Annotated in this window: 20 protein-coding genes, 1 other RNA gene and 1 riboswitch; of the genes, 6 read left to right on the top strand and 15 right to left on the bottom strand. The window is 75.3% G+C overall.

Annotated features, from left to right (window positions below):
• Positions 1–95: 95 nt before the first annotated feature.
• On the bottom strand, positions 96–314 hold the full coding sequence (locus ACI79T_RS09590; protein ID WP_456609827.1) for a Flp family type IVb pilin: 219 nt from the start codon (positions 312–314) through the stop codon (positions 96–98).
• 188 nt (positions 315–502) lie between these two features.
• Positions 503–1,153, bottom strand: a complete 651-nt coding sequence (locus ACI79T_RS09595) for a prepilin peptidase (protein ID WP_456609828.1) — start codon at positions 1,151–1,153, stop codon at positions 503–505.
• 171 nt (positions 1,154–1,324) lie between these two features.
• Between ACI79T_RS09595 and ACI79T_RS09600 the strand changes: the two genes are divergently transcribed.
• Positions 1,325–2,605 (top strand): APC family permease, encoded by a 1,281-nt coding sequence (locus ACI79T_RS09600; RefSeq protein WP_456609829.1) that lies wholly within the window; start codon positions 1,325–1,327, stop codon positions 2,603–2,605.
• Between the two features lie 28 nt (positions 2,606–2,633).
• Positions 2,634–3,341: a class I SAM-dependent methyltransferase gene (locus tag ACI79T_RS09605; protein ID WP_456609830.1), complete on the top strand. Its 708-nt coding sequence runs from the start codon at positions 2,634–2,636 to the stop codon at positions 3,339–3,341.
• 10 nt (positions 3,342–3,351) lie between these two features.
• Here the strand turns inward: ACI79T_RS09605 and ACI79T_RS09610 are convergent, their stop codons facing one another.
• From ACI79T_RS09610 to rnpB, 6 genes are all read right to left on the bottom strand, one after another.
• Positions 3,352–4,041: a class F sortase gene (locus ACI79T_RS09610; RefSeq protein ID WP_456609831.1), complete on the bottom strand. Its 690-nt coding sequence runs from the start codon at positions 4,039–4,041 to the stop codon at positions 3,352–3,354.
• A gap of 111 nt (positions 4,042–4,152) precedes the next feature.
• On the bottom strand, positions 4,153–4,923 hold the full coding sequence (locus ACI79T_RS09615) for a hypothetical protein (protein WP_456609832.1): 771 nt from the start codon (positions 4,921–4,923) through the stop codon (positions 4,153–4,155).
• A 374-nt stretch (positions 4,924–5,297) separates the two neighbouring features.
• On the bottom strand, positions 5,298–6,917 hold the full coding sequence (locus tag ACI79T_RS09620) for a CYTH and CHAD domain-containing protein (protein ID WP_456609833.1): 1,620 nt from the start codon (positions 6,915–6,917) through the stop codon (positions 5,298–5,300).
• 99 nt (positions 6,918–7,016) lie between these two features.
• On the bottom strand, positions 7,017–8,300 hold the full coding sequence (locus ACI79T_RS09625) for a hypothetical protein (RefSeq protein WP_456609834.1): 1,284 nt from the start codon (positions 8,298–8,300) through the stop codon (positions 7,017–7,019).
• 197 nt (positions 8,301–8,497) lie between these two features.
• On the bottom strand, positions 8,498–9,379 hold the full coding sequence (locus tag ACI79T_RS09630) for a LysM peptidoglycan-binding domain-containing protein (RefSeq protein ID WP_456609835.1): 882 nt from the start codon (positions 9,377–9,379) through the stop codon (positions 8,498–8,500).
• Between the two features lie 24 nt (positions 9,380–9,403).
• Positions 9,404–9,500, bottom strand: a riboswitch (cyclic di-AMP (ydaO/yuaA leader).
• 246 nt (positions 9,501–9,746) lie between these two features.
• Positions 9,747–10,148, bottom strand: an RNA gene (rnpB, locus tag ACI79T_RS09635) — RNase P RNA component class A.
• 117 nt (positions 10,149–10,265) lie between these two features.
• On the opposite strand from rnpB, the gene ACI79T_RS09640 reads away from it, so the two are divergent.
• Positions 10,266–11,831, top strand: coding sequence for a DUF222 domain-containing protein (locus tag ACI79T_RS09640; protein ID WP_456609836.1), 1,566 nt, complete (start codon positions 10,266–10,268; stop codon positions 11,829–11,831).
• 9 nt (positions 11,832–11,840) lie between these two features.
• On the opposite strand, the gene ACI79T_RS09645 is transcribed toward ACI79T_RS09640, so the two are convergent.
• Both ACI79T_RS09645 and ACI79T_RS09650 read right to left on the bottom strand, forming a co-directional pair.
• Entirely contained in the window at positions 11,841–12,560 is a 720-nt protein-coding gene (locus tag ACI79T_RS09645; protein WP_456609837.1) for a PIG-L deacetylase family protein, read from the bottom strand.
• Positions 12,561–12,653: 93 nt separating this feature from the next.
• Positions 12,654–13,013 (bottom strand): DoxX family protein, encoded by a 360-nt coding sequence (locus tag ACI79T_RS09650; RefSeq protein ID WP_456609838.1) that lies wholly within the window; start codon positions 13,011–13,013, stop codon positions 12,654–12,656.
• A 24-nt stretch (positions 13,014–13,037) separates the two neighbouring features.
• Here ACI79T_RS09650 and ACI79T_RS09655 point away from each other — a divergent pair, with 24 nt between their 5' ends.
• Positions 13,038–13,793, top strand: a complete 756-nt coding sequence (locus ACI79T_RS09655; protein WP_456609839.1) for a sulfite exporter TauE/SafE family protein — start codon at positions 13,038–13,040, stop codon at positions 13,791–13,793.
• A 72-nt stretch (positions 13,794–13,865) separates the two neighbouring features.
• On the top strand, positions 13,866–16,130 hold the full coding sequence (locus tag ACI79T_RS09660) for a putative bifunctional diguanylate cyclase/phosphodiesterase (RefSeq protein ID WP_456609840.1): 2,265 nt from the start codon (positions 13,866–13,868) through the stop codon (positions 16,128–16,130).
• A gap of 15 nt (positions 16,131–16,145) precedes the next feature.
• Here the strand turns inward: ACI79T_RS09660 and ACI79T_RS09665 are convergent, their stop codons facing one another.
• Genes ACI79T_RS09665 through ACI79T_RS09680 form a run of 4 tightly spaced genes read right to left on the bottom strand, consistent with a single transcriptional unit; the run spans position 16,146 to position 20,231 of the window.
• The gene (locus tag ACI79T_RS09665) at positions 16,146–17,252 is read right to left on the bottom strand and encodes a bifunctional RNase H/acid phosphatase (RefSeq protein WP_456609841.1); all 1,107 of its coding nucleotides are present in this window, start codon (positions 17,250–17,252) and stop codon (positions 16,146–16,148) included.
• On the bottom strand, positions 17,249–17,989 hold the full coding sequence (locus ACI79T_RS09670) for a zinc ribbon domain-containing protein (protein ID WP_456609842.1): 741 nt from the start codon (positions 17,987–17,989) through the stop codon (positions 17,249–17,251). Before ACI79T_RS09670 ends, ACI79T_RS09665 begins: the two co-directional genes overlap by 4 nt.
• Positions 17,990–17,994: 5 nt before the next feature.
• Positions 17,995–18,441 (bottom strand): hypothetical protein, encoded by a 447-nt coding sequence (locus ACI79T_RS09675; RefSeq protein ID WP_456609843.1) that lies wholly within the window; start codon positions 18,439–18,441, stop codon positions 17,995–17,997.
• Complete coding sequence (locus tag ACI79T_RS09680) at positions 18,438–20,231, bottom strand: carbon starvation CstA family protein (RefSeq protein WP_456609844.1); 1,794 nt, start codon at positions 20,229–20,231, stop codon at positions 18,438–18,440. The genes ACI79T_RS09675 and ACI79T_RS09680 overlap by 4 nt, the downstream gene beginning before the upstream one ends.
• A 62-nt stretch (positions 20,232–20,293) precedes the next feature.
• Between ACI79T_RS09680 and ACI79T_RS09685 the strand changes: the two genes are divergently transcribed.
• A complete protein-coding gene (locus tag ACI79T_RS09685) occupies positions 20,294–21,076 on the top strand; it encodes a hypothetical protein (RefSeq protein ID WP_456609845.1) in 783 nt (260 codons plus the stop codon).
• Between the two features lie 12 nt (positions 21,077–21,088).
• On the opposite strand, the gene ACI79T_RS09690 is transcribed toward ACI79T_RS09685, so the two are convergent.
• Positions 21,089–21,922 carry a Nif3-like dinuclear metal center hexameric protein gene (locus ACI79T_RS09690; protein WP_456609846.1) on the bottom strand — a complete coding sequence of 278 codons (834 nt, stop codon included), beginning with the start codon at positions 21,920–21,922 and terminating at the stop codon, positions 21,089–21,091.
• Positions 21,923–21,940 lie beyond the last annotated feature (18 nt).

Consider the following 21,940-nt stretch of genomic DNA (forward strand, 5'->3'; position numbering starts at 1 on the left):
CCGTGCTCACCGCCTCTCTCGTGCAGCGGCGCAGCGGCCCCCGGGACGAGGGCCGCTGCGCCGGAACCGCTACCTGGTCGCGCAGCAGCGAGTGGTCACGGAGCGGCGGGGGCGTCGGGGAGGCTGTCCGTGACGTCGGTGAACAGCCCCTCCAGCTCGGTGCCCAGCAGCGTGACGGCGGCGATGATGACGACGGCGATGAGGCCGACCATCAGGCCGTACTCGACGGCGGTCGCACCCTTCTCGTCCCGCTTCAGGCGGTCCTGGGTGACGGCGACGAGGCTGGCCAGGGTGGCGTAGGCGTTGATCAGCATGGAGCTCTCCCTCGGTTGCGTGCCGTCGGGTTCCGGATCGGGTCGATCCGGCCTCGCGGCGTTGGAGGGAGTTGTCGTGCAGGACACACCGGGCCTTGAGCGCCATCACCCCATCCAGGGACAGCGCTCCACCGGTCGGGGGACGGGATCGCGCCGGTGCTGACGCACCGTGACCGGCACTGCGGCCGTCAGCCGGGGAGCGTCCCGCTCCAGCCGACCGCGAGCGCCGCGCCGAGCAGCATGGCCGGCCCGAAGGGCAGCTCCGCCTTGCGGCCGACCCGTCGCGTGGCGAGCAGGAGGAGGGCCAGCGCGGCCTGCACCACGAAGCCGGCGGCCGCGCCGAGCAGCACCGCGTCCCAGCCGAGCCAGCCCAGGGGCAGGCCCAGCAGTCCGGCCAGCTTCACGTCGCCCATGCCCAGCCCGCTCGGCGAGATCAGCGCCAGGACCAGGTAGCCGACGAACAACGCGGCAGCACCCAGGGCCGCCCGGCCCAGGTGTCCCCACGAGCCGCCCAGCGCCGCGGCGCCGGTCAGCAGGACGGCGGTGGCCACGGCCGCCGGGCCGACCACCCGGTTCGGCAGCAGCCGGTGCCGGAGGTCGACGGCCGCGAGCAGCACGCCCGCGCCGGCGACGACCAGGAAGGCAGGCAGCTCCCAGACCGCACCCAGGCGCAGCGCCACGAGGGCGAACAGCGCCGCCGTCGCCAGCTCGAGCAGCGGTGGCCGGACCGCCGGGCCGGTACCGGTCCCGTCCCAGGGGAACCCACCGGCGGCCCGGTTGGCCGCGGCACCGCCGAGCAGACCCACGACCGCCGCGACGGCGACGACGAGCCCGGTCACCGGGCGGACGACCGGGGACGGGCGCTCACGGGGGCACCCTCGCACAACCACCGTGGCCGGCCGCGTGAACATCGGACCACCGGCGCGCCCGGGCACGGCGTACCCGAACCGGGTGTGGTTCGGTCCTCCTGACCACGCACGGGCGACCGGGCCCGGCCGAGGAGGACCGCGATGACCAGCGAGCCCGGGCTCGCCCGCCGGCTGGGCACCACCGACGCCGTCGTCATCGGGCTGGGGTCGATGATCGGTGCCGGGATCTTCGCCGCCGTCACCCCGGCGGCCCGCGCCGCCGGCACCGGCCTGCTGATCGGCCTGGCCCTGGCGGCCGCGGTGGCCTACTGCAATGCGACCTCCTCGGCACAGCTGGCCGCGCAGTACCCGGCGTCCGGCGGCAGCTACCTCTACGGACGGGAGCGCCTCGGCCCCTGGTGGGGCTTCCTGGCCGGCTGGGCGTTCGTCGTGGGCAAGACCGCCAGCTGCGCCGCCATGGCGCTGACGTTCGCCGCCTACGCCGTCCCGCAGCCCTGGGAGCGCCCCGTGGCGGTCGCCGCCGTCGTCGCGCTCGTGGCGGTGAACTACCGCGGCATCACCCGCACGGCCCACCTGACCCGCCTGCTCCTGGCCGTCGTCCTGGCGGCGCTGGCCGTGGCGGTGCTGGCGGCCTTCTCGGCGGGAACCGCGGACCCCGGCCGGCTGACCGGCTGGACCGACGGACCGCAGGGCTGGTACGGGGTCCTGCAGTCGGCCGGGCTGCTCTTCTTCGCGTTCGCCGGCTACGCCCGCATCGCCACGATGGGCGAGGAGGTCCGGGACCCGTCCCGCACCATCCCCCGCGCCATCCCGGTGGCGCTGGGCATCGCCGTCGCGCTGTACGCGGTCGTCGCCGTGGCCCTGCTGCTCGTCCTCGGCCCCGAGGGCGTCGCCGGCACGGCCACCCCGCTCGCCGACGCCGTCGCGGCCGGCACCTGGAGCTGGGCCTCGCCCGTCGTCCGGATCGGGGCCGCCACCGCGGCGCTCGGAGCCCTGCTGGGGCTGGTCGCCGGGGTGGGCCGGACGGTCCTGGCGATGGGCCGGACCGGCGATCTCCCGCGCGGGCTGGCCGCGGTGCACCCCCGGTACCGGGTGCCGCACCGCGCGGAGCTCGCGCTGGGGGCGGTGGTCTGCGCGCTCGTGCTGACCGTCGACCTGCGCGCGGTCATCGGGTTCTCGTCGTTCGGCGTGCTGCTCTACTACGTCGTCGCCAACCTCGCGGCCTTCACCCAGCCGGCCGGGCACCGGCGCTGGCCGCGGGCGCTCCAGGTGGCCGGTGTGGCCGGGTGCCTGGTGCTGGCGGCGACCCTGCCGTGGCCGTCGGTGGTGGCCGGCGTGGCGACCCTGGCCGTGGGCGTGGGGTTGCGCGCGCTCCGGCTCCGGCGGGCCGGGCGCGAGCGGCCGGCCGATCGCCGCGCGTAGCGACCGCCGGTGGCCCACACTGCCGAGGGTGACCGTCGACGAGCACCGCACCAGCACCCGGACCGCCGCCACGGGGTCCTACCAGGGGCACGGCGTGCACGCCGCTCCGGGAGTGCACGAGTACGCCGTCGAGCTGGCCCGGCAGGCGCTGCCCGAGGGCGGGCGGATCCTCGAGGTAGGCGCCGGGTGCGGCGCGCTGGCCTGTCGGCTGCGGGACGCCGGGTTCGACGTCGTGCCCACCGACCTGGATCCGCCGCACGACTGGATCCACCGCCTCGACCTCGACGACCCGGAGTGGACCGAGGAGACCCGCGGCCCCTTCGACCTGGTGATGTGCGTCGAGACGCTGGAGCACGTGGAGAACCCGCGGCAGGTGCTGCGGTCGATCCGCTCGCTGCTCCGGCCCGGTGACCGGCTCGTCGTCAGCACCCCGAACATCACCCATCCGCACTCGCGGCTGAAGATGTTCCTGCGGGGCGCTCCGTTCATCTTCGGGCCGGGGCACTACCACCAGCCCGGCCACATCTCGATCCTCCCCGACTGGATGCTCACCGAGCACGTCCGCCTGGCGGGGTTCACCGACGTCAGGGTGACGACCGGTGGCAGCACCTGGTTCACGGGGCCGCGCCGCCTCGTCCACCGGCTCGAGATGGCGCTGCTGCGGGTGATCGGGGTGCGTCTGAAGGCGGACTCGGGCGAGGGCATCTGCACGTTCGTCACCGCCGTCGCCGTCTGACCGGCGGGGGTCAGGCGGGGCGTGCCCCGACCAGCGTCGCGTAGGCGACGACGTTGTCCTCGTAGCTCCGGGCCACGGGATCGAAGGCACCGCCACAGGTGATCAGCCGCAGCTGCGGGTCGGCGGTGTTGCCGTAGACCTCGACAGTCGGGAACTCCGCCTTGGCGTAGCGCTCGACCCGGTCGACGGCGAAGACGGCCACCGTGCCGTTCCGCCGGGCCACCTCGACCTCGTCGCCCGGGGCCAGCGCGCCGAGCTCGAAGAAGACGCCGGGGCCGTACTCGGCGGAGTCCACGTGCCCGAGCAGGACCGCCGGGCCGATCTCGCCGGGAGCGGGCGACTCGCGGTACCAGCCGGCGGAGTCGACGGCCGACAGCGGCGGCACCTCGACGGTCCCGTCGTCCTGCAGGCCGAGGTCGAGCAGCTCGCTGCCGACGTCGATGGCGGGGATCCGGAGGGACACGGGATCGGCCACCTCGACCGCGGGCTGGGCCTCAGGTGCCGGTGCGGGTGCAGGCGCGGGAGCCGGTGCGGGCGGCGTCACCGGCATCTCGGCCGTCGCGGCGCGCTCCGGGGGCTGCGGGGCGCGCTGCTGCCCGGTGAGGGCGATCCCCACCGCGACCGCCGCCACGACAGCGAGTGCGACGGCGAGGGCGACCCAGACACGTGCGCCGGAACGGTGGTTCGACGGCTTGGTCACGGGTCTCCTCGCGGGTCGGGCGCGCGGCGGCCGGGGTCACGGGCCGCCCCGCGGGCGCCGGGACGCGCCGGGCAGGAGTTCCCTGCCCGGCGCGGCCGGCGACGGGGTCGATCAGGCCTGGTCGGCCTGGCGACGGCGGTAGGCGACGGCACCGGCAGCAGCCGCACCGACGGCGGCGAGAGCGCCGACACCGATGGCGGCCTGGTTCTCGATGCCGCTGGTCGCGCCGGCACCCGTGTCAGCGCCACCGGCGGGCATGGTGCCCATCTGCGACGCGGTCAGGGCGCCGCACGCCGCCGGGGCGGTGGCCTCCAGCGGCAGCGACGGGTCGAGCTCGCTGGCGCCGGCGTCGGTGTCGTAGGAACCGTTGCCGTTGACGTCGATGCCGTGCACGACCAGCACCGCGGTGCCGGCGGCGAAGGCCTCCTGCACGTCCTCGCTGACCGAGAATGTGCGCTCGTACGAGAGGGAGCCGCCCTCGGCGGTCGGGAACCGGTCGACGGCCAGGCCGCTGTCCGGGCCGGTGTCGCCGGTGGTGGTCAGCGACGCACCGATGGCGCCGTAGTACGAGGCGGCCTCGGGCGTGCTGACGATGCCGTCACCGTTCGCGTCGTCGTCCGCGGTCGGGCAGGTGCCCTGCGCGCCGATGTGGAAGTGCTGGGCGTGCGGGGAGCCGGCGAGCAGGTTGGACGCGTCGATCGTCACGGTGGCCTGGTCGCCCTCGAGCGTGACCATCCCGGTACCCGTGACGCCGGACTCGTTCAGCGCGCCGAGCGTCGCCTGGTAGCTGCCGTCGTGGTCGGCGAGCGCGGTACCCATGGTGAGCAGCGGGAACGCGGCGGCGGCGAGGGCGACGGAGGGAACTGCGAATGCCTTGCGCATGGAGACTCCTTTGTCTCAGGAGCACCTCCCGGAGCGGGAGGGCGTGGTCCGGGGCGCGGTCGGTTCCGGCTCCCGGTGGGGCGACGGCGCAGCGTTGCGCCGGTCGTGCGTCCGAGTCGGGGAGAACCCGGCGGAGCGGCGACACGACGTGCGAGCACGAGGCTCGTGGCACCGGGCCCTGCGTTCGGGCTTGATCAGGTCATGCCCTCGCGACCGGCAATTGGAACGCGTGCAACACGATCGGGTACATGACAGTTTCGTGACACGCCGCCCTGGCCTGCGACGATCTGCGCACGCGCAGCGACGACCGACCTCGGACGCCGACGTCGGCCCGGGTGGCAGCGACCCCGATCAGCGCGCGGCGGCGCCCCTCGTCAGCGCGTCCAGCGGTGCAGCGACTTGCGTCCTGCGGCCTTCCAGGCGTCGTCGAAGCGGTGCTGGGACCGTTCGGAACGGGCCTCCTCGAGCGCGTGCAGACGGCCGTAGAGGAACGCCGCCTCGATGGAGGTGGCGGCGAGCCCGCGCGTGCGCAGCCGCTCCCGGATCAGCACGGAGTCCTGGTGCTCCCCCAGCGCCTCCTGCACCGCCTCCATCGCCTCGGCGAACGCGATGGCGTCCGCGCCGAAGACCCGGGCCACCGACTCCCCGGCGTAGCGCGCCGCCTTGGCGCTCTTGCGCGCGTCGTGCAGCAGCTCCTCCCGCTCGGCTCCGGCCGGGAGGGCGTCCGCGTCCTCCACCAGCCGTCGGACGGCGGTGTAGCTCCGGCCCACCAGCCGCGGCAGCACCTTCCCCGCCCGCTCGGCGGCGCGCGGCGTGACGGGCGGCGTCGTCACCAGGGCCTCGAGGCTGTCCAGCAGCCGGTGGTACCGCTCGCCGTCGAGCTCGGCCAGCACCCGGTCGTGCGCCTCGCGGTAGGTCTGGTCGAGCTCCTCGACGACGGAGGCCGACGTCCCGGCGCCGGTCCCCTCGTCGCCGCCCACGGTGCCGGCCACGCGGTCCCGCATCACTTCCGCGTCGCGGGCCGCGCCGAGCTCCGCGGCCAGCCACTTCAGCTCGCCGCGCAGGGGACGGACGACGTCGGCGTCGAACAGCGGCTTGAACGTGGTGAGGGCGCTGCGCAGCCGGCGGGTCGCCACGCGCATCTTGTGGACGCTGTCGGCGGCGTCGAGCCGGACCGGCAGGTCCTGGCTGCGGACCTGCTCCACCTGCTCGCGGATGTGGGCGAGCACGACGTCGCCGGCGCCGGACTTGGCGGTCAGCTTGCCCTTGCCCTTGGACTTGCTCTTGCCCTTCCCCGACGTGCCCTTGCCCTTGCCTGACGTTCCGGGGGCTCCCCCTGCGCCCGCCAGCACGTGGGCGAGCTTGGAGGAGCTGCCGGCCGACGCGAGCCCCCGCTCCCGGAGGCGGGCATCGACGGCGTCCAGCAGCTCGGTGGCCCCGCCGGCGAGCTCGACCTCGATCTCCCGCCAGGACGTCGCCGCCCCGGCGCCCTTCCCCTCGTCCGCCGCGAGGATCCGGTGCGCCGTGACCCGGTCGTCGGCCACCTCCGCGAGCACCTGGCCCGTGGCGTCGACCAGCCGGCGCACGGTCCGGTCGGTGGAGATCTCCGCGACCGCCTGCAGCACCGCGCCCCGGGTGTGCGCACGGACCATGCGCCGCAGCGGCTGCGGAACGGTGCGCCAGGCACGGCCCAGGGGCAGCCGCACCTCGGAGCGGGCGCCGGCGCCGGCCGGGACCTTCAGGTGCCAGCCGGCGTCGTCCCCGCCCGTCCGCCGGCGCAGCGTCAGCCCGGCGGCCGCGAGCCGGAGGTCGGCGGTGTCGAAGTAGGTGGCGTCCAGCTGCTGCCGCACCGGGTCGCCCTCGACCACCGGGCCGCCACCGTCCATGGCCGCGTCCCCGTCCCCGTCGCGTGCGACGAGCTCGGTCAGCGACGGGAGCTGGAAGGCGTCATCCGCGGCGTACTTCTTCTCGACCTCGAGGTGAACAGCAGGCATACGGCAGGTGTACAGGACGAAGATGAACAGCCGCCTCCCGGCGGGTCCGGGCGGGCGGTGCCACGGCCAGGGGGCGCGGTACGCCCCCTGGCCGACCACTCACGGACGGGTCAGCTGGAACACCGAGATCGTGCCGTCGTCCTCGTTGCTGGTGAGGAACAGGTGCCCGCGCTTCACGGCGAGCAGCCCCTCGGGGGCCGCGCCGGTGGGCAGCACCTGCAGCAGTTCCGGGGAGGCCTCGTCGGCGAAGTCGTAGACGAGCACCGCGTCCCCTCGCTCGGAACCGATGAAGGCGTACGTGGTGCCGTACAGCGCGGCGACCTCCGCGCCCTCGAACTCCGCCCCCTTGTCGTCGCTGCGCCCGTCGGGGTACCGGCCGGCGGCGGCGAGCGCCTGCTCGGCGGCCGCACCGGAGGTGGAGACGACGTCGCCCTCCGGGGAGAAGACCGTCCAGCCACGGCCGCCGCTGGGCTCCTCGGCCAGGTCGCCCTCGTCCGCGGTGACGAGGTTGCCCTCCGGCGTCCACTGGACGGCATCGGGCTCGCGGGGCGCCTCGAACGGGTCCTCGAACGCGATCGCGTCGTCGTCGGAGACGTCCGCGTCGGGGCGCGTCACGGTGCCGGCCGAGAAGGAGCCGACGACGGTCCGGGTCCGGAGGTCGACGAGCGCGACGGCGTTGTTCTCCTGCAGCGTCACCGCCGCGATGCCCCTGCGGTCGATGTCGACGTACTCCGGCTCCGGGTCCTCCGGGTACAGCGCCCCGTCGAGCCCGGCCAGCTCGACCCGGTCGGCCGTCCACCGCTCCGGCGAGCCTTTGAGATCGACGACGGCCAGGAAGCCGGCGGGCGCCTGCGGCAGCCCGCCCTCGACGCCGCCGACCTCGACGTCCTCGTCGCGCTGGTTCTCGATCGCCACCGCCGCGAAGGCGCCGTTGGGGCTGAGGGCGATCGAGTCGGGCTGCCCGCCGAGGTCGATGGTCCGGACGATCGCCCGGGTGCGCAGGTCGATGACGGCCAACTCCCCCGACGGCGCGTCGAACGAGGTGCTGGTGTCCACCACGGCGAGGGCGTGGCGCCCGTCCCGGCTGACGCTCACCGACGTGGGCTCCCCGCCCACCGGCACGCTGCCGATCGCCCGGGGCTCCGCGGGCCTCGTCAGGTCGACCAGCCCGACCTCGCCGGTGGCCGAGTCGGTGTAGAGCAGCGTCCGGCCGTCGGGGGTCACCGCGAGGATCTCGGCGACCTCACCGCTCACCTCGAAGGTGGCGAGCTCGGCGAAGGCCGGCGCGGGCGCCGGCGCGGCCGCGGCCGGGGCGACGGTGGCGGCGAGAACCAGGGCAGCCGTGGGGAACGTGCAGGCGAGCAGCCGGGCGCGGGGTGACACAGGAGGGCTCCAGGGGTCTCAGGACGGGTGGTCCCGACCCTGGTGAGCGAAAGCGACGGCCCGGCGGCCGGTGGGCGAACCACGGGTGACCGACGTGCGACCAGCTGAGCAGCCGGTGCGGCGACGAGCGCCCCCTGCCCGGACCCGGGCAGGGGGCGCTCGTCCTCAGCGGTGGACCCAGCGGCCCCGCGAATCGGTCAGCCCGCGACGAAGGCCACGTGCGGGTGGTCCATGTGGTTGGCCGTGGGCGATCCGCGGTCCTCCATGGCCTGCCACGCCCACCCGGTCCACGACCCGGCGATCCGCTGCTCCCAGATCACGTAGTCCACGCCGAACCGACCCGCGTTGTCGATCGCGTACTGGGCGACGGCGTCGCCCGTGGCCGAGTCGTCGTAGACCATGAAGTCGGCCGCCCGGCCCTCCGTGGGGCTGTGGCCGGGGCGGGTGAGCACGGTGCCGATGCCGAACTGCTCGGCGATCTCCTGGACGGCGGGGCGGACGTGCGCGTCCCACCGGTCGTAGGCCCCCGACACCACGGCCGGCTCCGGGACGGGCCGCTCGTCCCGGCTGGCGCGCTCGGTCACCACTCCCCCGCCACTCAGGGCGAGGACCTGACCGACGCGCAGCACGTTGGCGTTCGGGCCGATGACGCCGAGGTTCAGGGCGTGCAGGTCCTGCCAGGTGGTGCCGTGGCGAGCCGCGATCCCGGCCAGCGTGTCCCCGGCGACCACGACGTACGAGCCCGCCGCGGCGGGCGCGGGGGTGGCAGCCGGCGCCGCAGCCGAGCCGCCGATGGTGAGCACCTGCCCGACGCGCAGCAGGTTCGGGTCGGAGCCGATCGTGGCGAGGTTCGCCTGGTAGATGTCGCGCCACGAGGTGCCGTGGGCGGCCGCGAGCTTGCCGAGGGTGTCGCCGGACTGGACCGTGTGCTCGCCCGGATGCGCGGCTGCGGTGCCGACGGTGCCCAGGGTGACGGCCGAGGCCGCCGCCAGGACCACAGCCGGGTAGGCCACGGCGGTCAGGACGCGGTTGCGGGTGGGGCGACGGTGTCGGCCCGCGGTGCGGTGGCTGATGCGCATGAAGGATTGAGCCTCTCGCCGCCTGCGGAGTTAGCTGTCGGGTTCGGGCGAGAGCTGCCCGGCCGCGTGCTGCGGCTTCACCCCGAGGTCCCGGAGGGCCACTGAACGGTGGGTCCCCCGCGCCTGCCCGTCGTGTCGACACCGGGTGGCCGTGGGCAGGTTCGGCGGGCGGCCATCCGGGCCCGCCGAGCGGCGGACGGAGGAACGGTATGCAGACCGAGCGGACCCGAGGAGATCGTTCCCGACCTTTTCGGGGACCCTCCGCGTAGCCGCACACGCCGTCACCAACCGTGCGCGCAGCGCCCGGATTCACCCGATCAGGTGACAGCGCAGGGCGCCGGTTCCGCCGCGCGGGCGGGCGGGGTGACGGACGAGTCGGCCTGTACGCCGGGTTCTGTCCACGGGCGCCTTGCGGCCTCCCGATGGGCGGTCATCCATCTAGGCCTGCCGTTGCCGACAGGCTCCAGCGGTCTACCCGCAGGCTCGGGCGGGCCGCCCTCGAACGCCTGCGCAGGACGGCAGAGAACCGCCGCCCCTTCTTGACCTAGCTCCGGGTGGGGTTTACCGAGCCACGCCGGTCACCCGGCGTGCTGGTGGTCTCTTACACCACCGTTTCACCCTTACCAGCGCACGCGCTGGCGGTCTGTTTTCTGTGGCACTGTCCCGCGGGTCACCCCGGGTCGCCGTTAACGACCACCCTGCCCTGTGGAGCCCGGACGTTCCTCGGCGACGGGGTCTCCCCCGCCGACGCGACCGCCCAGCCGACTCGTCCGTCGTGCCGAGCAGTCTAGGGGGTGCCCGCCACCCGCCGGTCGCCCGTGGGTGATCGCTGCTCGACCCCGGCCGTGCGGCCGAGAGTGTCGTACCCCGCGCCTAGCCTGCGGGTATGTCGTCGGGTGGCGGGTTCGCGGTCGGGGTGACCGTGGTGCCCGTGGACCAGGCGCCCGCGCCGTGGGAGCCGTCCGATCCGGAGCCCGCCCGGTGGGACGACCCGCTGGGTGAGCTGCTGCCGGCCCGGCGGAGCGCGGCGGAGGCGGCCGCGCTGTTGCAGCAGATCGTGGTGGCCGAGGCGAAGCTGGCGGCGCTGCGCGCGGAGCTGGTGATGGACCTGGCCGCGGCTCGCCCGGCGCCCGCCGATCCGCTGCGCGGTGGGGAGACCACCGGTGAGGTGGGGCCGGCCGGGGTGAGCGAGTTCCTGCCCGACGAGCTGGCCATGATCCACAACTGCAGCCGGGCGGCGGCGGTCACGCTGCTGGACCAGTCCGAGGTCCTGACCACGCTGCTGCCGGCCACCTACGGGCAGCTGCGGCAGGGGCGGCTGGACTGGCCCCGGGCCCGGGCGATGGCTGCCGAGGTGGCCGCGACCGGGCGCGAGACCGACCCGGTGGTGATCGCCGGGACGGAGGCGGCGGTGCTGCCGGGCTCTGCCGAGCTGTCGGTGCGCCGGCTGTGCGAGGCGGTCCGCGCCGAGCTGGTGGCCCGGGACGCGTCCGCGGCCGACCGGCGACGAGAGCAACGGCGGCGCGGGGCGGACGTGACGGTGCGGCCGGTCGGGGACGGGATGAGCGAGTTGCGTGCCCTGCTGCCGCACCCGGAGGCCCGGGCCTGCCGAGATGCAGCAGACCAGCACGCGCGGGCGGCGAAGGCGGCCGGGGACCCCCGGCCGGTCGGGATGCTGCGCTGCGGCGCACTCGCCGACCTGGTGCTGCGCCCCTGGGAGGACCGACCGGCGGTCACCGCGCACCTGACCGTGGTCGCCCCGCTGGGCGCGCTCACCCCCGCCGGGTTCCTCGCGTCCGGCGCCCCGCGACCGGCCGCGTTCGCCCGGCCCGGCACAGCGGCGCCCGTGGCCCAGGTGGACGGGGAACCCATCACCTCCGACCACCTGCGCGAGCTGCTCGCCCAGCTCGACGCGGTGTGCCCCGGCGGGCTGCGGGCACCGACCGGCGGCACCCTCGACATCGCGATCACCGGCGCCACCGGGAACCTGCTGGGCCTCATCGGCCGCACCGAGCTGGAACGGCTGGTCCGCCGCGGCTGCACCGACCACCCCGACGCCTCCTGCGCCTGCCCGCTGCTGGGCGCCCCTGGTCCGGTCGACCGCTACCGCCCGTCGGCCGCCCAGCAGCGGTTCCTGCGGGTGCGTGACCGCAGCTGCCGCCACCCCGGCTGCACCGTGCGTGCCGGCTGGGCCGACCTCGACCACGTCGTACCGCACGCCGACGGGGGCCGGACCAGCTGCGAGAACTTGTGCTGCCTGTGCCGGCGCCACCACCGGCTGAAGACCTTCGCCCCCGGCTGGACCCACACCATCGGCGACGACGGCGTGCTCACCGTCCGCACACCTACCGGTGTCACGCGGATGAGCCGACCACCCGGCTTCCGCGTGTTGAGCGAGTCACCCGGACCACCGTCACCGCGACCCGATCCGGACGACCCACCACCCTTCTGACCCGGCTTCTCACCCCCAGTAGAGCCGGAAGCCCACCCGACGGCGGCCGTCCTCGGTGAGGGTCGACATGTCCACCACCTGGCGTGCCTGCTCCTCGACCGGGTCGTCCGAGAGCAGCTCCAGGTACCGGCGGTGCTCCGACAGCGATGCGACGGCGAGCTCCACCGCGTCGCTGACGTCGACCTCGTGCGGCGGGTCCGTCATCTCGCCGACGGCGATGTACTGGACGCCGCTCCAGCGTTCTTCGGGCAGGTCCGGGAAGATCCACTCGTTGCCCGCATCGGCGACGGCGTCGAGCACGGACTGGCCGAGCGCCTGGTGATCGGCGGAGTTGAGGTACGCCGGTGACACACCGGGCGGGGTCCACGTCGGCCCGAAGTAGCCGGTGACGACGAGCTCCGGACGGTGCCGCCGGATCGCGGCGGCCAGGTCCCGCCGCAGCTCGGGCCCGGACACCAGGGTTCCGTCGCGGTGGTCGAGGAACTCCACCTCGCGCACGCCCACGACGGCGGCCGAGCGCCGTTCCTCCTCCTCGCGCACCGGCCCCGCCTCCGCCGGCGGAACCCCGGCCATCCCGGCCTCCCCCCGGGTGGCCAGCAGGTAGTGCACCTCCTTGCCCGCGGACGTCCACACGGCGACGGCGGCGGCGAGGCCGTACTCGATGTCGTCGGGGTGGGCGGCGACGACCAGGGCGCGCCGCCAGTCGTCGGGCATCGGAGCTGTCGGCATGGGCCGAGTCTGCCGTGCCCGCGGACCCCACGCTCCGGTCGCGGACCTCGCGCAGCAGCACGAGGGCGGCGACCCCGGGGCGAGGACGGTGGGTCAGCCGCCCCGGGCCACCCGGAGGGCCGCCCGCAGCATGGGCACCTGGAACGGGATGCGGGCCGCCGCCACGGCCAGCCCGACCGGCGATCGCCGGGTGGCCCGCAGCGTCTGCAGGTGCGCCGGCAGCACCCCGACCAGGAGCCCCACCGCCGCCCAGCCGCCGGCCCGCCGCGTCGCGGGCACCGCGAGCAGTGCGGCGGTGGCCAGCTCGACGACCCCGCTGCCGATCACCCACGGCCGGGCCGGGCCGAGCTCCGGCGGGATCATCCAGTCGTAGACCTGCGGCCGCACCAGGTGGAGCACCCCGGCACCGGTCATCCCGGCCGCCATTCCCAGCGCTCGTGTCTCTGCCCGCATGCGCCCACCGTAGGGTTCCCCGTCGTGTCCGCCGTCGACCTGCTCATCGCGGCCGCCGTCGCGTTCGTGGCCGGCGTCGTCAACTCCATCGCCGGCGGTGGCTCGCTGATCCTCTTCCCCACCCTGGTGGCGCTGGGCCTGGGCACGGTGGCGGCCAACGTCACCAACTCCCTGGCCCAGTGGCCCGGCTACCTCGGCGGCGTCGCCGGCTTCCGGCCCGAGTACGCCGGTCAACGCCGTCGGCTGGTCCGGTTCTCGGCCGTCGCGGTCGCCGGCGGGCTCGTGGGCAGCGTCCTGCTCCTGACCACCCCGTCGGAGGCCTTCGACGGCATCGTCCCGGTGCTCGTGCTCATGGCCAGCCTGCTGCTCGCCCTCCAGCCCCTGGTGACGCGGCGCCTGGCCGGCCAGGTCCCCGGCGGCCCCGAGCGCGACCCGGCATGGCTGTACGGAGCCCTGTTCCTCGCCACCGTCTACGGCGGCTACTTCGGCGGCGCGCTGGGAGTGATCCTCGTCGGCGTGCTCGGCATCGGGCTGCACCGGCTCAAACTGGCCAACGCCCTGAAATCCGCGCTGTCGGCGGTCACCGCCACGGTCACCCTGGTGGTGTTCGGGCTCTTCGGGCCGGTCGCCTGGGCCGTCGTCGCCGTCGCCGCACCGGCCAGCCTCCTCGGGGGCTTCCTCGGCGCCCGCATCGCCACGCGCATCCCGGCCGCTCCGCTGCGGGTGATCATCGTGGTCTTCGGCGTGGCCGTCTCGATCTACCTCTTCGCCCGCGCCTGACCCGCCACCCCGAGGGGGGAGACCGGCCGGCGCCGCCTTGATCGGCGGCCGGTGCGGTCCGATGCCCTCCCCATGCCCGCCCTGCTCCGCGCCCGGCTGCTGCCCGGTGCGCCGACCTGGGCGCTCGCCGTCGTGCTCGTGGCCGCGGTCGGCGGCCTGGTGACCGGGACCGGCCGGATGACGGCCACCACCGGCGACGTCGCCGGCACCGTGCTCGTGCCGGTGCTGCACCTCGGGCTGCTCGCCGTCCTGGTCTGGCGGGCCCGCTGCGTGCCGCACGAGCACAGCGTCTGGGCCCGGGTGGCGCTCGGGGGCGCGGTGCTCAGCGGCACGGTGCTCCTGGGCAGCGCTCTGGCGCTGGCGCCGGGGACCCGCGAGCTCGCCGGGACGGTGTCGGCCTGGGCGCCGGTGCTGGCGTTCCCCTTCCTCTACGGCGGGCTGGTGCGGTGGAACCGCTACAGCACCACCCTCGCTGATCCGCACGACGTGCTCAACGGCACCTCGGCCGTGCTGGCGGTCATGGCCGTCGGCAACGTCGTCCTCGGCCTCGCCGGCGGACCGCTGGCCGCGGCCCCCTGGTGGACCGCGCAGCCGCTCCTCGGCCAGTTCGCCACCGAGTTCGTACTGGTGGGCACGGTGGCCAGCCTGCCGTTCCTCGGCGCCCTCGGCCGGGACCCGCGCACCTGGCTGGTGGTGATCGCCTTCGGCTCCTCGCTGGCCGGCAGCACCGCCACCCTCCTCACCGGCGGGGAGCACGGCGCGTGGACGTGGGTCGCCGAGCCCGTCGCCGCCGTCTGCCTCGCTCTCGCCGCCGTCCTCCGGTCCGCCCGCGCCGAGGCCCAGCCGGCCGACCCGACGGCCTCCACCGTCGGCGCCTTCACCGTCATCGTGGCCTCGACCGGCGTGCTCGTCGCCTGCGCGACGCTCGGCATCACCGGCCAGGCCGCCTGGTGCGCCGGCCTCGCGGCGCTGGGGTCCAGCGTGCGGCTCCTGGTCAACGTCCGGGAACTCGCGCTGCTCGCCGTCACCCGGCGGGAGGCGCTCACCGACGAGCTCACCGGGCTGGCCAACCGCCGCGCCGTCCTCCGGCGGGTGGAGGAGCTGAGCGCCGACGGCACCCCGCTGGCACTGGCCCTGCTGGACCTCGACAAGTTCAAGGAGGTCAACGACGCGCTGGGGCACGCCGCCGGCGACGACCTCCTGACGATGGTCGCCGATCGGCTCGCCGCCGCGCTGCGCCCCGGCGACCTGCTGGGCCGGCTGGGCGGCGACGAGTTCGCGGTCCTCGCGCCCCTCGACGTCGACGCGCCGCGCGAGGAAGCGGCCCTGGGCCTGGGCAGGCGGCTGCACGATCGGCTCGCGGAGCCGTTCCCGATCCGCGGCATGGTGGTGCACTCCGCCGTCAGCATCGGCCTGACGACGTCGGCGGGCAGCACCGCCGAGCACACGCCCACAGAGCTGCTCCGCGAGGCCGACGTCGCCATGTACGACGCCAAGCGCTCCGGCACCGGTGTGGTGCTCTACGACGACGCCCGGCACGCCGACAGCAGCGGTCACCTCGCCCTCGTGGAGGAGCTGCGGACGGCGCTGTCGACCGGTCAGCTCGTGCTCCACCACCAGCCCCAGCTCGACATCCGCTCCGGCGCCACGATCGGGGTGGAGGCCCTCGTCCGGTGGCAGCACCCGACCCGCGGGCTGCTCGGGCCGGCGGACTTCCTGCCGCTGGCGGAGGTGCACGGGCTGATGGGGGCGGTGACCGAGGAGGTGCTCGGCCAGGCCGTCGCGCAGGCCGCCGCGTGGCGCAGCCGCGGGCTGGACCTGCGCATGTCGGTCAACCTCTCGGCCAGCAACCTGCTCGACGCCGCGCTGCCGCACCGCGTCGCAGCGCTCCTCGACGCGCACGGCCTGCCGCCGGCGGCGCTGGTCCTCGAGGTGACCGAGAGCGTGCTGCTCACCGATCCCGACCGCAGCCTCGCCGTCGTCGGCGCCCTGGCCGACCTCGGCACCCCGGTGAGCATCGACGACTTCGGCACCGGCTACTCGTCCCTGGCCTACCTGCGCGACCTGCCCGTAGCCGAACTCAAGCTCGACCGCTCCTTCACCGCCGACCTGCTGACCGACGCGCGCACCGAGGCCATCGTCGCGAGCACCATCGCCCTGGCCCACCGGCTGGGCCTGCACCTGGTCGCCGAGGGCGTCGAGGACGAGGCCACCCTGGCCCACCTCGAGCACCTGGGCTGCGACACCAGCCAGGGCTACCTGCACTCCCGGCCCGTGCCCGCCGCGGACCTGGAGGAGTGGGCCCGGCAGGTGCCCAGCCCGACGACCGCCCGCTGAGGACGGCCGGAGCGCTCAGCGCAGGTGGGCGGTGTCGTTCACCAGGCGGACCGAGCCCCGCCCCTCGGAGGTCCAGGCGACGGTGCACAGCGACGCCGCCTCGAGGAACACCCGGTGGACGACGTCGTCGCCGACCCCGAGCCCAGCGGCGAGGAGCAGCTTGATCGGCGTGACGTGGCTGACGACCAGGACGGTCCGCCCCGCGTGCCGGGTGAGGATGCGCCGCCGGGCCCCGGCCAGCCGGGTGCTCACGTCGGCGATCGACTCGCCACCGGGCGCGGCCACCGTCACGTCGGCCATGAAGCGGCGCACGGCCAGCGGGTGCCGGGCGCGCGCCTCGTCGAAGGTCAGCCCCTCCAGGTCACCGAAGTCCAGCTCCCGGAGGTCCTCGTCGAACTCCACCGGCAGGCCGAGCCGGGCGGCGACGATCTCCGCCGTCTCCCGCGTCCGGGCCAGCGGCGAGGCGACGACGACCTCGATGCCCAGCTGGGCGGCGCGCTCCGCGGCCGCCTCCGCCTCGGCCCGGCCGGTGCGCGACAGCGGCAGCTCGTTGCGCCCGCTGAAGCGGCGCTCGGGCGTGTGCTCGGTCTGCCCGTGGCGCAGCAGGTGCGTGAGGGTGGTGACCACCGGCGCCGGCTCGCGCACCGGCTGGACGTCGTCCTCGGCGACCGAGGGCTCGGCGGCGGCGTCGCGGTGCACCGGCCGGCCGTCCATCGCGCTGTTGGCCAGGGCGTCGGCGGCGCCGTTCTGCGCCCGCGGCACCCAGGTGTAGCGCACCCCGCCGAGCTTCCGGGCGATCTGCTGGGCCTGGAGCGCGAGCTGCTGCATGTCGGGGTGCTTGATCTTCCAGCGGCCCGACATCTGCTCGACGACGAGCTTGGAGTCCATCCGCACCTCGACCGAGGCGGAGGCGTCCAGGTCCAGCACCGCCTGCAGCCCGGCGACCAGCCCGCCGTACTCGGCGACGTTGTTGGTGGCCCGGCCGACCGAGGCGGCCCGCTCGGCCAGCACCCGCCCGGTCTCCGCGTCCCGCACCAGCGCGCCGTAGCCGGCCGGCCCGGGGTTGCCCCGCGACCCGCCGTCGGCCTCGACGATGAACCGCCGCTGCGTCTGCTCCGTCACAGTCCGGACTCGGCCGTGCGCACCAGGATCCGCCCGCAGTTCTCGCACCGGACGACCTCGTGCGGATCGGCGTTGCGGACCGCGGCCAGCTCCCGCCCGTTGAGCTCGATCCGGCAGCCCTGGCACTGGCGGGCACGGAGCATGGCCGCGCCGGTGGTGCCGGTCTGGGTGCGGATCCGGTCGTAGAGCGTCAGCAGCGGCGCCGAGATGCCCCCGGCGACGGCCGCCCGGGCCGCCTCGTGCCGCGTGGTGCCGTCGGCGATGTCGGCGAGCGCGTCCTCGCGCAGCTGCTCGGCCCGCTCGAGGGCGGCCCGCGCCTCGTCCCGGCCCGCCTGCGCCTCCCGGAGCGCGGCCTCGGCGGTCTCGAGCTGCTCCATGAGCTCGAGCTCCTGGTCCTCGAGGTCCGACTGCCGGCGCGTGAGCGACTGCAACTCGTGCTGCAGGTCGGTCATCTGCTTGGCCGAGACGCTGCCGGAGTCGAGCAGCTTCTGGTCCTTGGCCGCGCGGGACCGCACGGTCTCCACGTCGGTCTCCAGCCGCTTCACCTCGCGCTGGAGGTCGCGCGCCGCGGTCTCGGCGCGGACGACGTCGTCGGCCAGGGCCCGCTCCGCCTCGGCGGCGGTCTCGACGGCGACGGCCTCCGGCAGCGTCCGCTTGCGGTGCGCGAGCTGGGTGAGCGCGACGTCCTCCGCCGCGAGCTCCAGGAGCTTCTGCTGCTCGAAATGGTCGACCTTCACGCCGCTCAACCTACCTGCGGCTCCCCCGCCCGCCCCGGCGGTGAGCCGGCGCCTTCCTGCAGGAGCAGCTCCGCCTCCACCGCGGCCACCGCGGCGGCCGGGGCGGGCAGCCGGCCCGAGCCCAGCACCGCCCCGTCGACGATCAGGGACTCCACCGCCATCCCGCTCCGGACCGAGCGCCGCAGCGCCGCACCACGCAGCCCCCGCCGGCGGCCGCCCCGCACCAGCTCCGGCACCAGCCACAGCCAGTTCGACGGCGAGACCACCTCCACCGCCACCTCGGCCGGCAGGGCGGCGCGCAGCGCCCGGTACACCGCACCCACCGCGTCGTCGGGCGGGCCGTGCCGGTGCGAGCCGCCCTCGTCGAACGGCCGGACGTCCCCGCCGCAGCACCCCGCGGAAGCCCCGCCCGCGGTCCGCGTGCCCCGCACCAGCACGACCCTCGGGTTCACCGCCGGTCGTTCCCGGAAGGCCCGCCGAGCGGGCGGTCGGAGGTGCCGGTCTCCGGGTTGGCCAGGGCCACCGCGTCGGGCTCCCCGCCCTCGGTGGGCGCGACCGTGCCGCGGTCCCGGAACGCCGCGCGCAGCGCCAGTCCCGCCTCGACCATCAGCCAGAGCGCCAAGACGAAGATGATCGCGTCCAGCGGGGCCAGCACCCACTGCTCGTCCTCGACGAAGTTGCGCAGGTTGAGGATCAGCGCCCACGTCGTCATCACCAGCAGGAAGGCCAGCGGCACCAGGACGGCGACCGGGTTGCGGCCGCGTCGGGTCACCCACACCGCGATGACCGAGAGCGCGAGGCCTGCGGTCAGCTGGTTGGTCGTCCCGAACAGCTGCCAGAGGACGCCGAACGTGTAGCCGGCCTCCCCCTCACCGGGGATCAGCGCCATGGCGAGCGGGATGACCACGGCCAGCGTGGTGGCGACCGTCAGGTTGCGGGCCAGGGCGCGCACCTTGACCAGCTCGCCGATCTCCTGGATCACGTAACGCTGCAGCCGGACGCCGGTGTCCATCGTCGTCGCCGCGAAGCTGATGACGACGACGGCGGCGAAGACCCCGGCAAGCTCCAGGGGGATGCCGATGTTGTTGGCGAACTGGGCGGTGCCGGCGACGAAGTTGCCGACCGCTCCCCCGGACGCCGTGGCGAAGTCGGGGTAGAGCGCCTCCCACTCCGCCTGCGAGGCGGCGACGCCGGCGGTGGCGGCCAGCACCGCACCCGTGGCCAGCGACCCCTCGCCCACGGCCCCCATGTAGCCGACGTAGCGGGCGTCGGTCTCCTTGTCGAGCTGCTTGGACGTCGTCCCCGACGCCACCAGCGAGTGGAACCCGGAGATGGCGCCGCAGGCGATGGTGATGAACAGGAAGGGGAAGAAGCTCGGTGAGCCCTCCGGCACGTCGTTGACCACCGGTGCCTGGATCTGGTTCAGGCCGATGATCAGGCCCAGGCCGATGACACCGAGGGCGATGAACAGCTGGTGGCTGTTGATGTAGTCGCGCGGCTGGAGCAGCACCCACACCGGGATCCGCGAGGCGACCCACGTGTAGACGAACAGCAGCACCACCCAGACGTTGCGGGTCTGCTCGACGCCGAGCGCGTCGGCCAGCCCGTCCAGGGTGATCGGGTAGGCGTTGCCGACCAGGATCAGCGCGTACAGCACGATCACGCCGACGATCGACGGGATGAGCGCCGAGGAGCGGGTCCGGTAGATGTAGACGCCGATCGCGATGGCCAGCGGGATCTCGGCGACGATCGGGATCACCGCGCCCGGCTGGGCCACGAACAGGTTGCCGATGACCACGGCGAAGACCGCGTTCACCAGGGTCAGCAGGAAGAAGATGATCGCCAGGAACAGCATCCGCGCCCGGCCGTTGATGACGTCGCCGGCCAGGGTCCCGATGCTCTTCGCCTTGTGCCGCACGGAGACCGCGAGCGACCCGAAGTCGTGCACCCCGGCGGCGAAGATCGTGCCGAGGACGATCCAGGTCAGCGCCGGGCCCCAGCCCCAGAACACCGCGATGGCCGGGCCGACGATGGGCGCGGCCCCGGCCACCGACGTGAAGTGGTGGCCGAAGAGCACGTGCTTGTTGGTCGGCACGAAGTCGACGCCGTCGTTGAACTCGTGCGCCGGGGTGCGGTAGGCGCCGTCGAGGGCGTAGACCTTCGCCGCCAGGTACGTGGAGTAGTAGCGGTAACCGAGGAAGAACAGCGCTCCGACCACGGCGGCCACGACGAACGCGGGCACGGCGACTCCCAGGTCCTCGGGGCGGCATCGTCGCCGCCGTCCGCGAGGAGTAGACAGCGGAGGTGATCGATCCCACAAGTGCGCGCGCCGCGCTGCACGCGGCCGGGGTGGCCGAGCTGCTGTGGCGCAGCCCGGGCGGCCCGCCGGGCGCGGTCGGCGTCGTGCCGCTGGTGCTGGACGGCCGCCCGGCGGTCGCGCTGCCCTGGGCGCACGCCGCCACCGCCCGCGCCGCCGCGGCCGGCGACCGCGCGACGCTGGTCCTCTCCGATCCCCGGCTGACCGGTTCGCGCTGGGTCCCGCTGGTGGCCACCGGCCGGCCGGCCCTCGTCGAGGACGGGACCGGCGAGCTGTTCACCCGGGAGCTGCTCGACCAGGAGCTGCGCAAGCACCCGCCGGCGCGGGCCCTGGCCGACTCCCCGATGCTCCGCCGGGAGCACTGGTGGTACCTGCCCCGGCTGGTGCTCTCGCTGGAGGACGCCGAGGTCGTCGCCGGTGGGCGGCGGGACGGCCCGCTGGACGCCGTCCTCGGCGTCGACGACGGCGACCTGCACCTCGCCACCGTCCGGGTGACCGAGTGGTCCGCCGACCCGCTGGCGCTCCGGGGCGGTCCGGAGGGGGTCTCCGGGCCCGCGGTCCTGGTCGGCCAGGAGGTCTCGGTGCCCGACGTCGAGCGGTGGACGGTGCACACGACCTCCGGCCGGTACGCCGACGGCCGGGTGACCGGGGTCCGCCCGGCCGCCACCCGCGAGCTGGAGCCGGTGCCCGGGCTCCTGGCCCGGATCCGGCGGCAGCGCAGCCTCGAGCGCGCGTGCGTCCGGGAGCTGCGGGCCGCCGGGCACGGCTGAGCCCGGCGCAGCTCAGCCGGCGGCGTCCCGCGGGGCGTCGGCCCGGCAGCTCCACGGATCGGTCCGCACGGTCGAGACGGCGACCTCCACCCGGCCGCCCAGGTCGCGGCGCAGCACGTCGGCGGCCACCGGCAGCCAGGGCCACTCGGAGGCGTAGTGCGCGACGTCCACCAGCGCAGGGCCGGGCGCCTCCAGGGCGTCGGACACCGGGTGGTGCTTGAGGTCGCTGGTGAGCAGCACGTCCGCCCCGGCCGCGGTCGCCGCGCCGAGCAGCGAACCCCCGCTGCCGCCGCAGACCGCCACCCGGCGGACGAGCCGGTCGGGGTCGCCGGCCACCCGGGCGCCGCCGGCCGTGGCCGGCAGCACCGCCGCGGCGTGCCCGGCGAACTCCCGCAGGGTCATGGCCGCGGGCAGCGTGCCCACCCGGCCGAGACCCGCCCGCGGGTCGTCGCCGGCCGGCTCCAGCGGAACGGCGTCGGCAAGCCCGAGGACGGCGGCCAGCGCTGCATTCACCCCGGAGCCGGGCGCCCGGTCGGCGTTGGTGTGCGCGACGAACAGCCCGGCACCGGCCCGGATCAACCGGTGCACCAGCCGGCCCTTGACGTCGTCGGCCGGCACGCCGTGCACCGCGCTGAGGAACAGCGGGTGGTGGGTGACCAGCAGCTGGGCGCCGGTGGCGATCACCTCGTCGACCACGGCGGCGGTGGGGTCGACGGCGAAGAGCACCGACCGCACCTCCTCGGCGGGATCGCCGCAGACCAGGCCGACGGCGTCCCAGCTCTCGGCGAGCGCGGGGTCGTAGCGGGCTTCCAGGGCGGCGAGGACGTCGCCGAGCTGCACGGTCACGGCTCCGCAGCGTAGGCG

This window comes from Blastococcus sp. SYSU DS0619, from assembly GCF_054051035.1.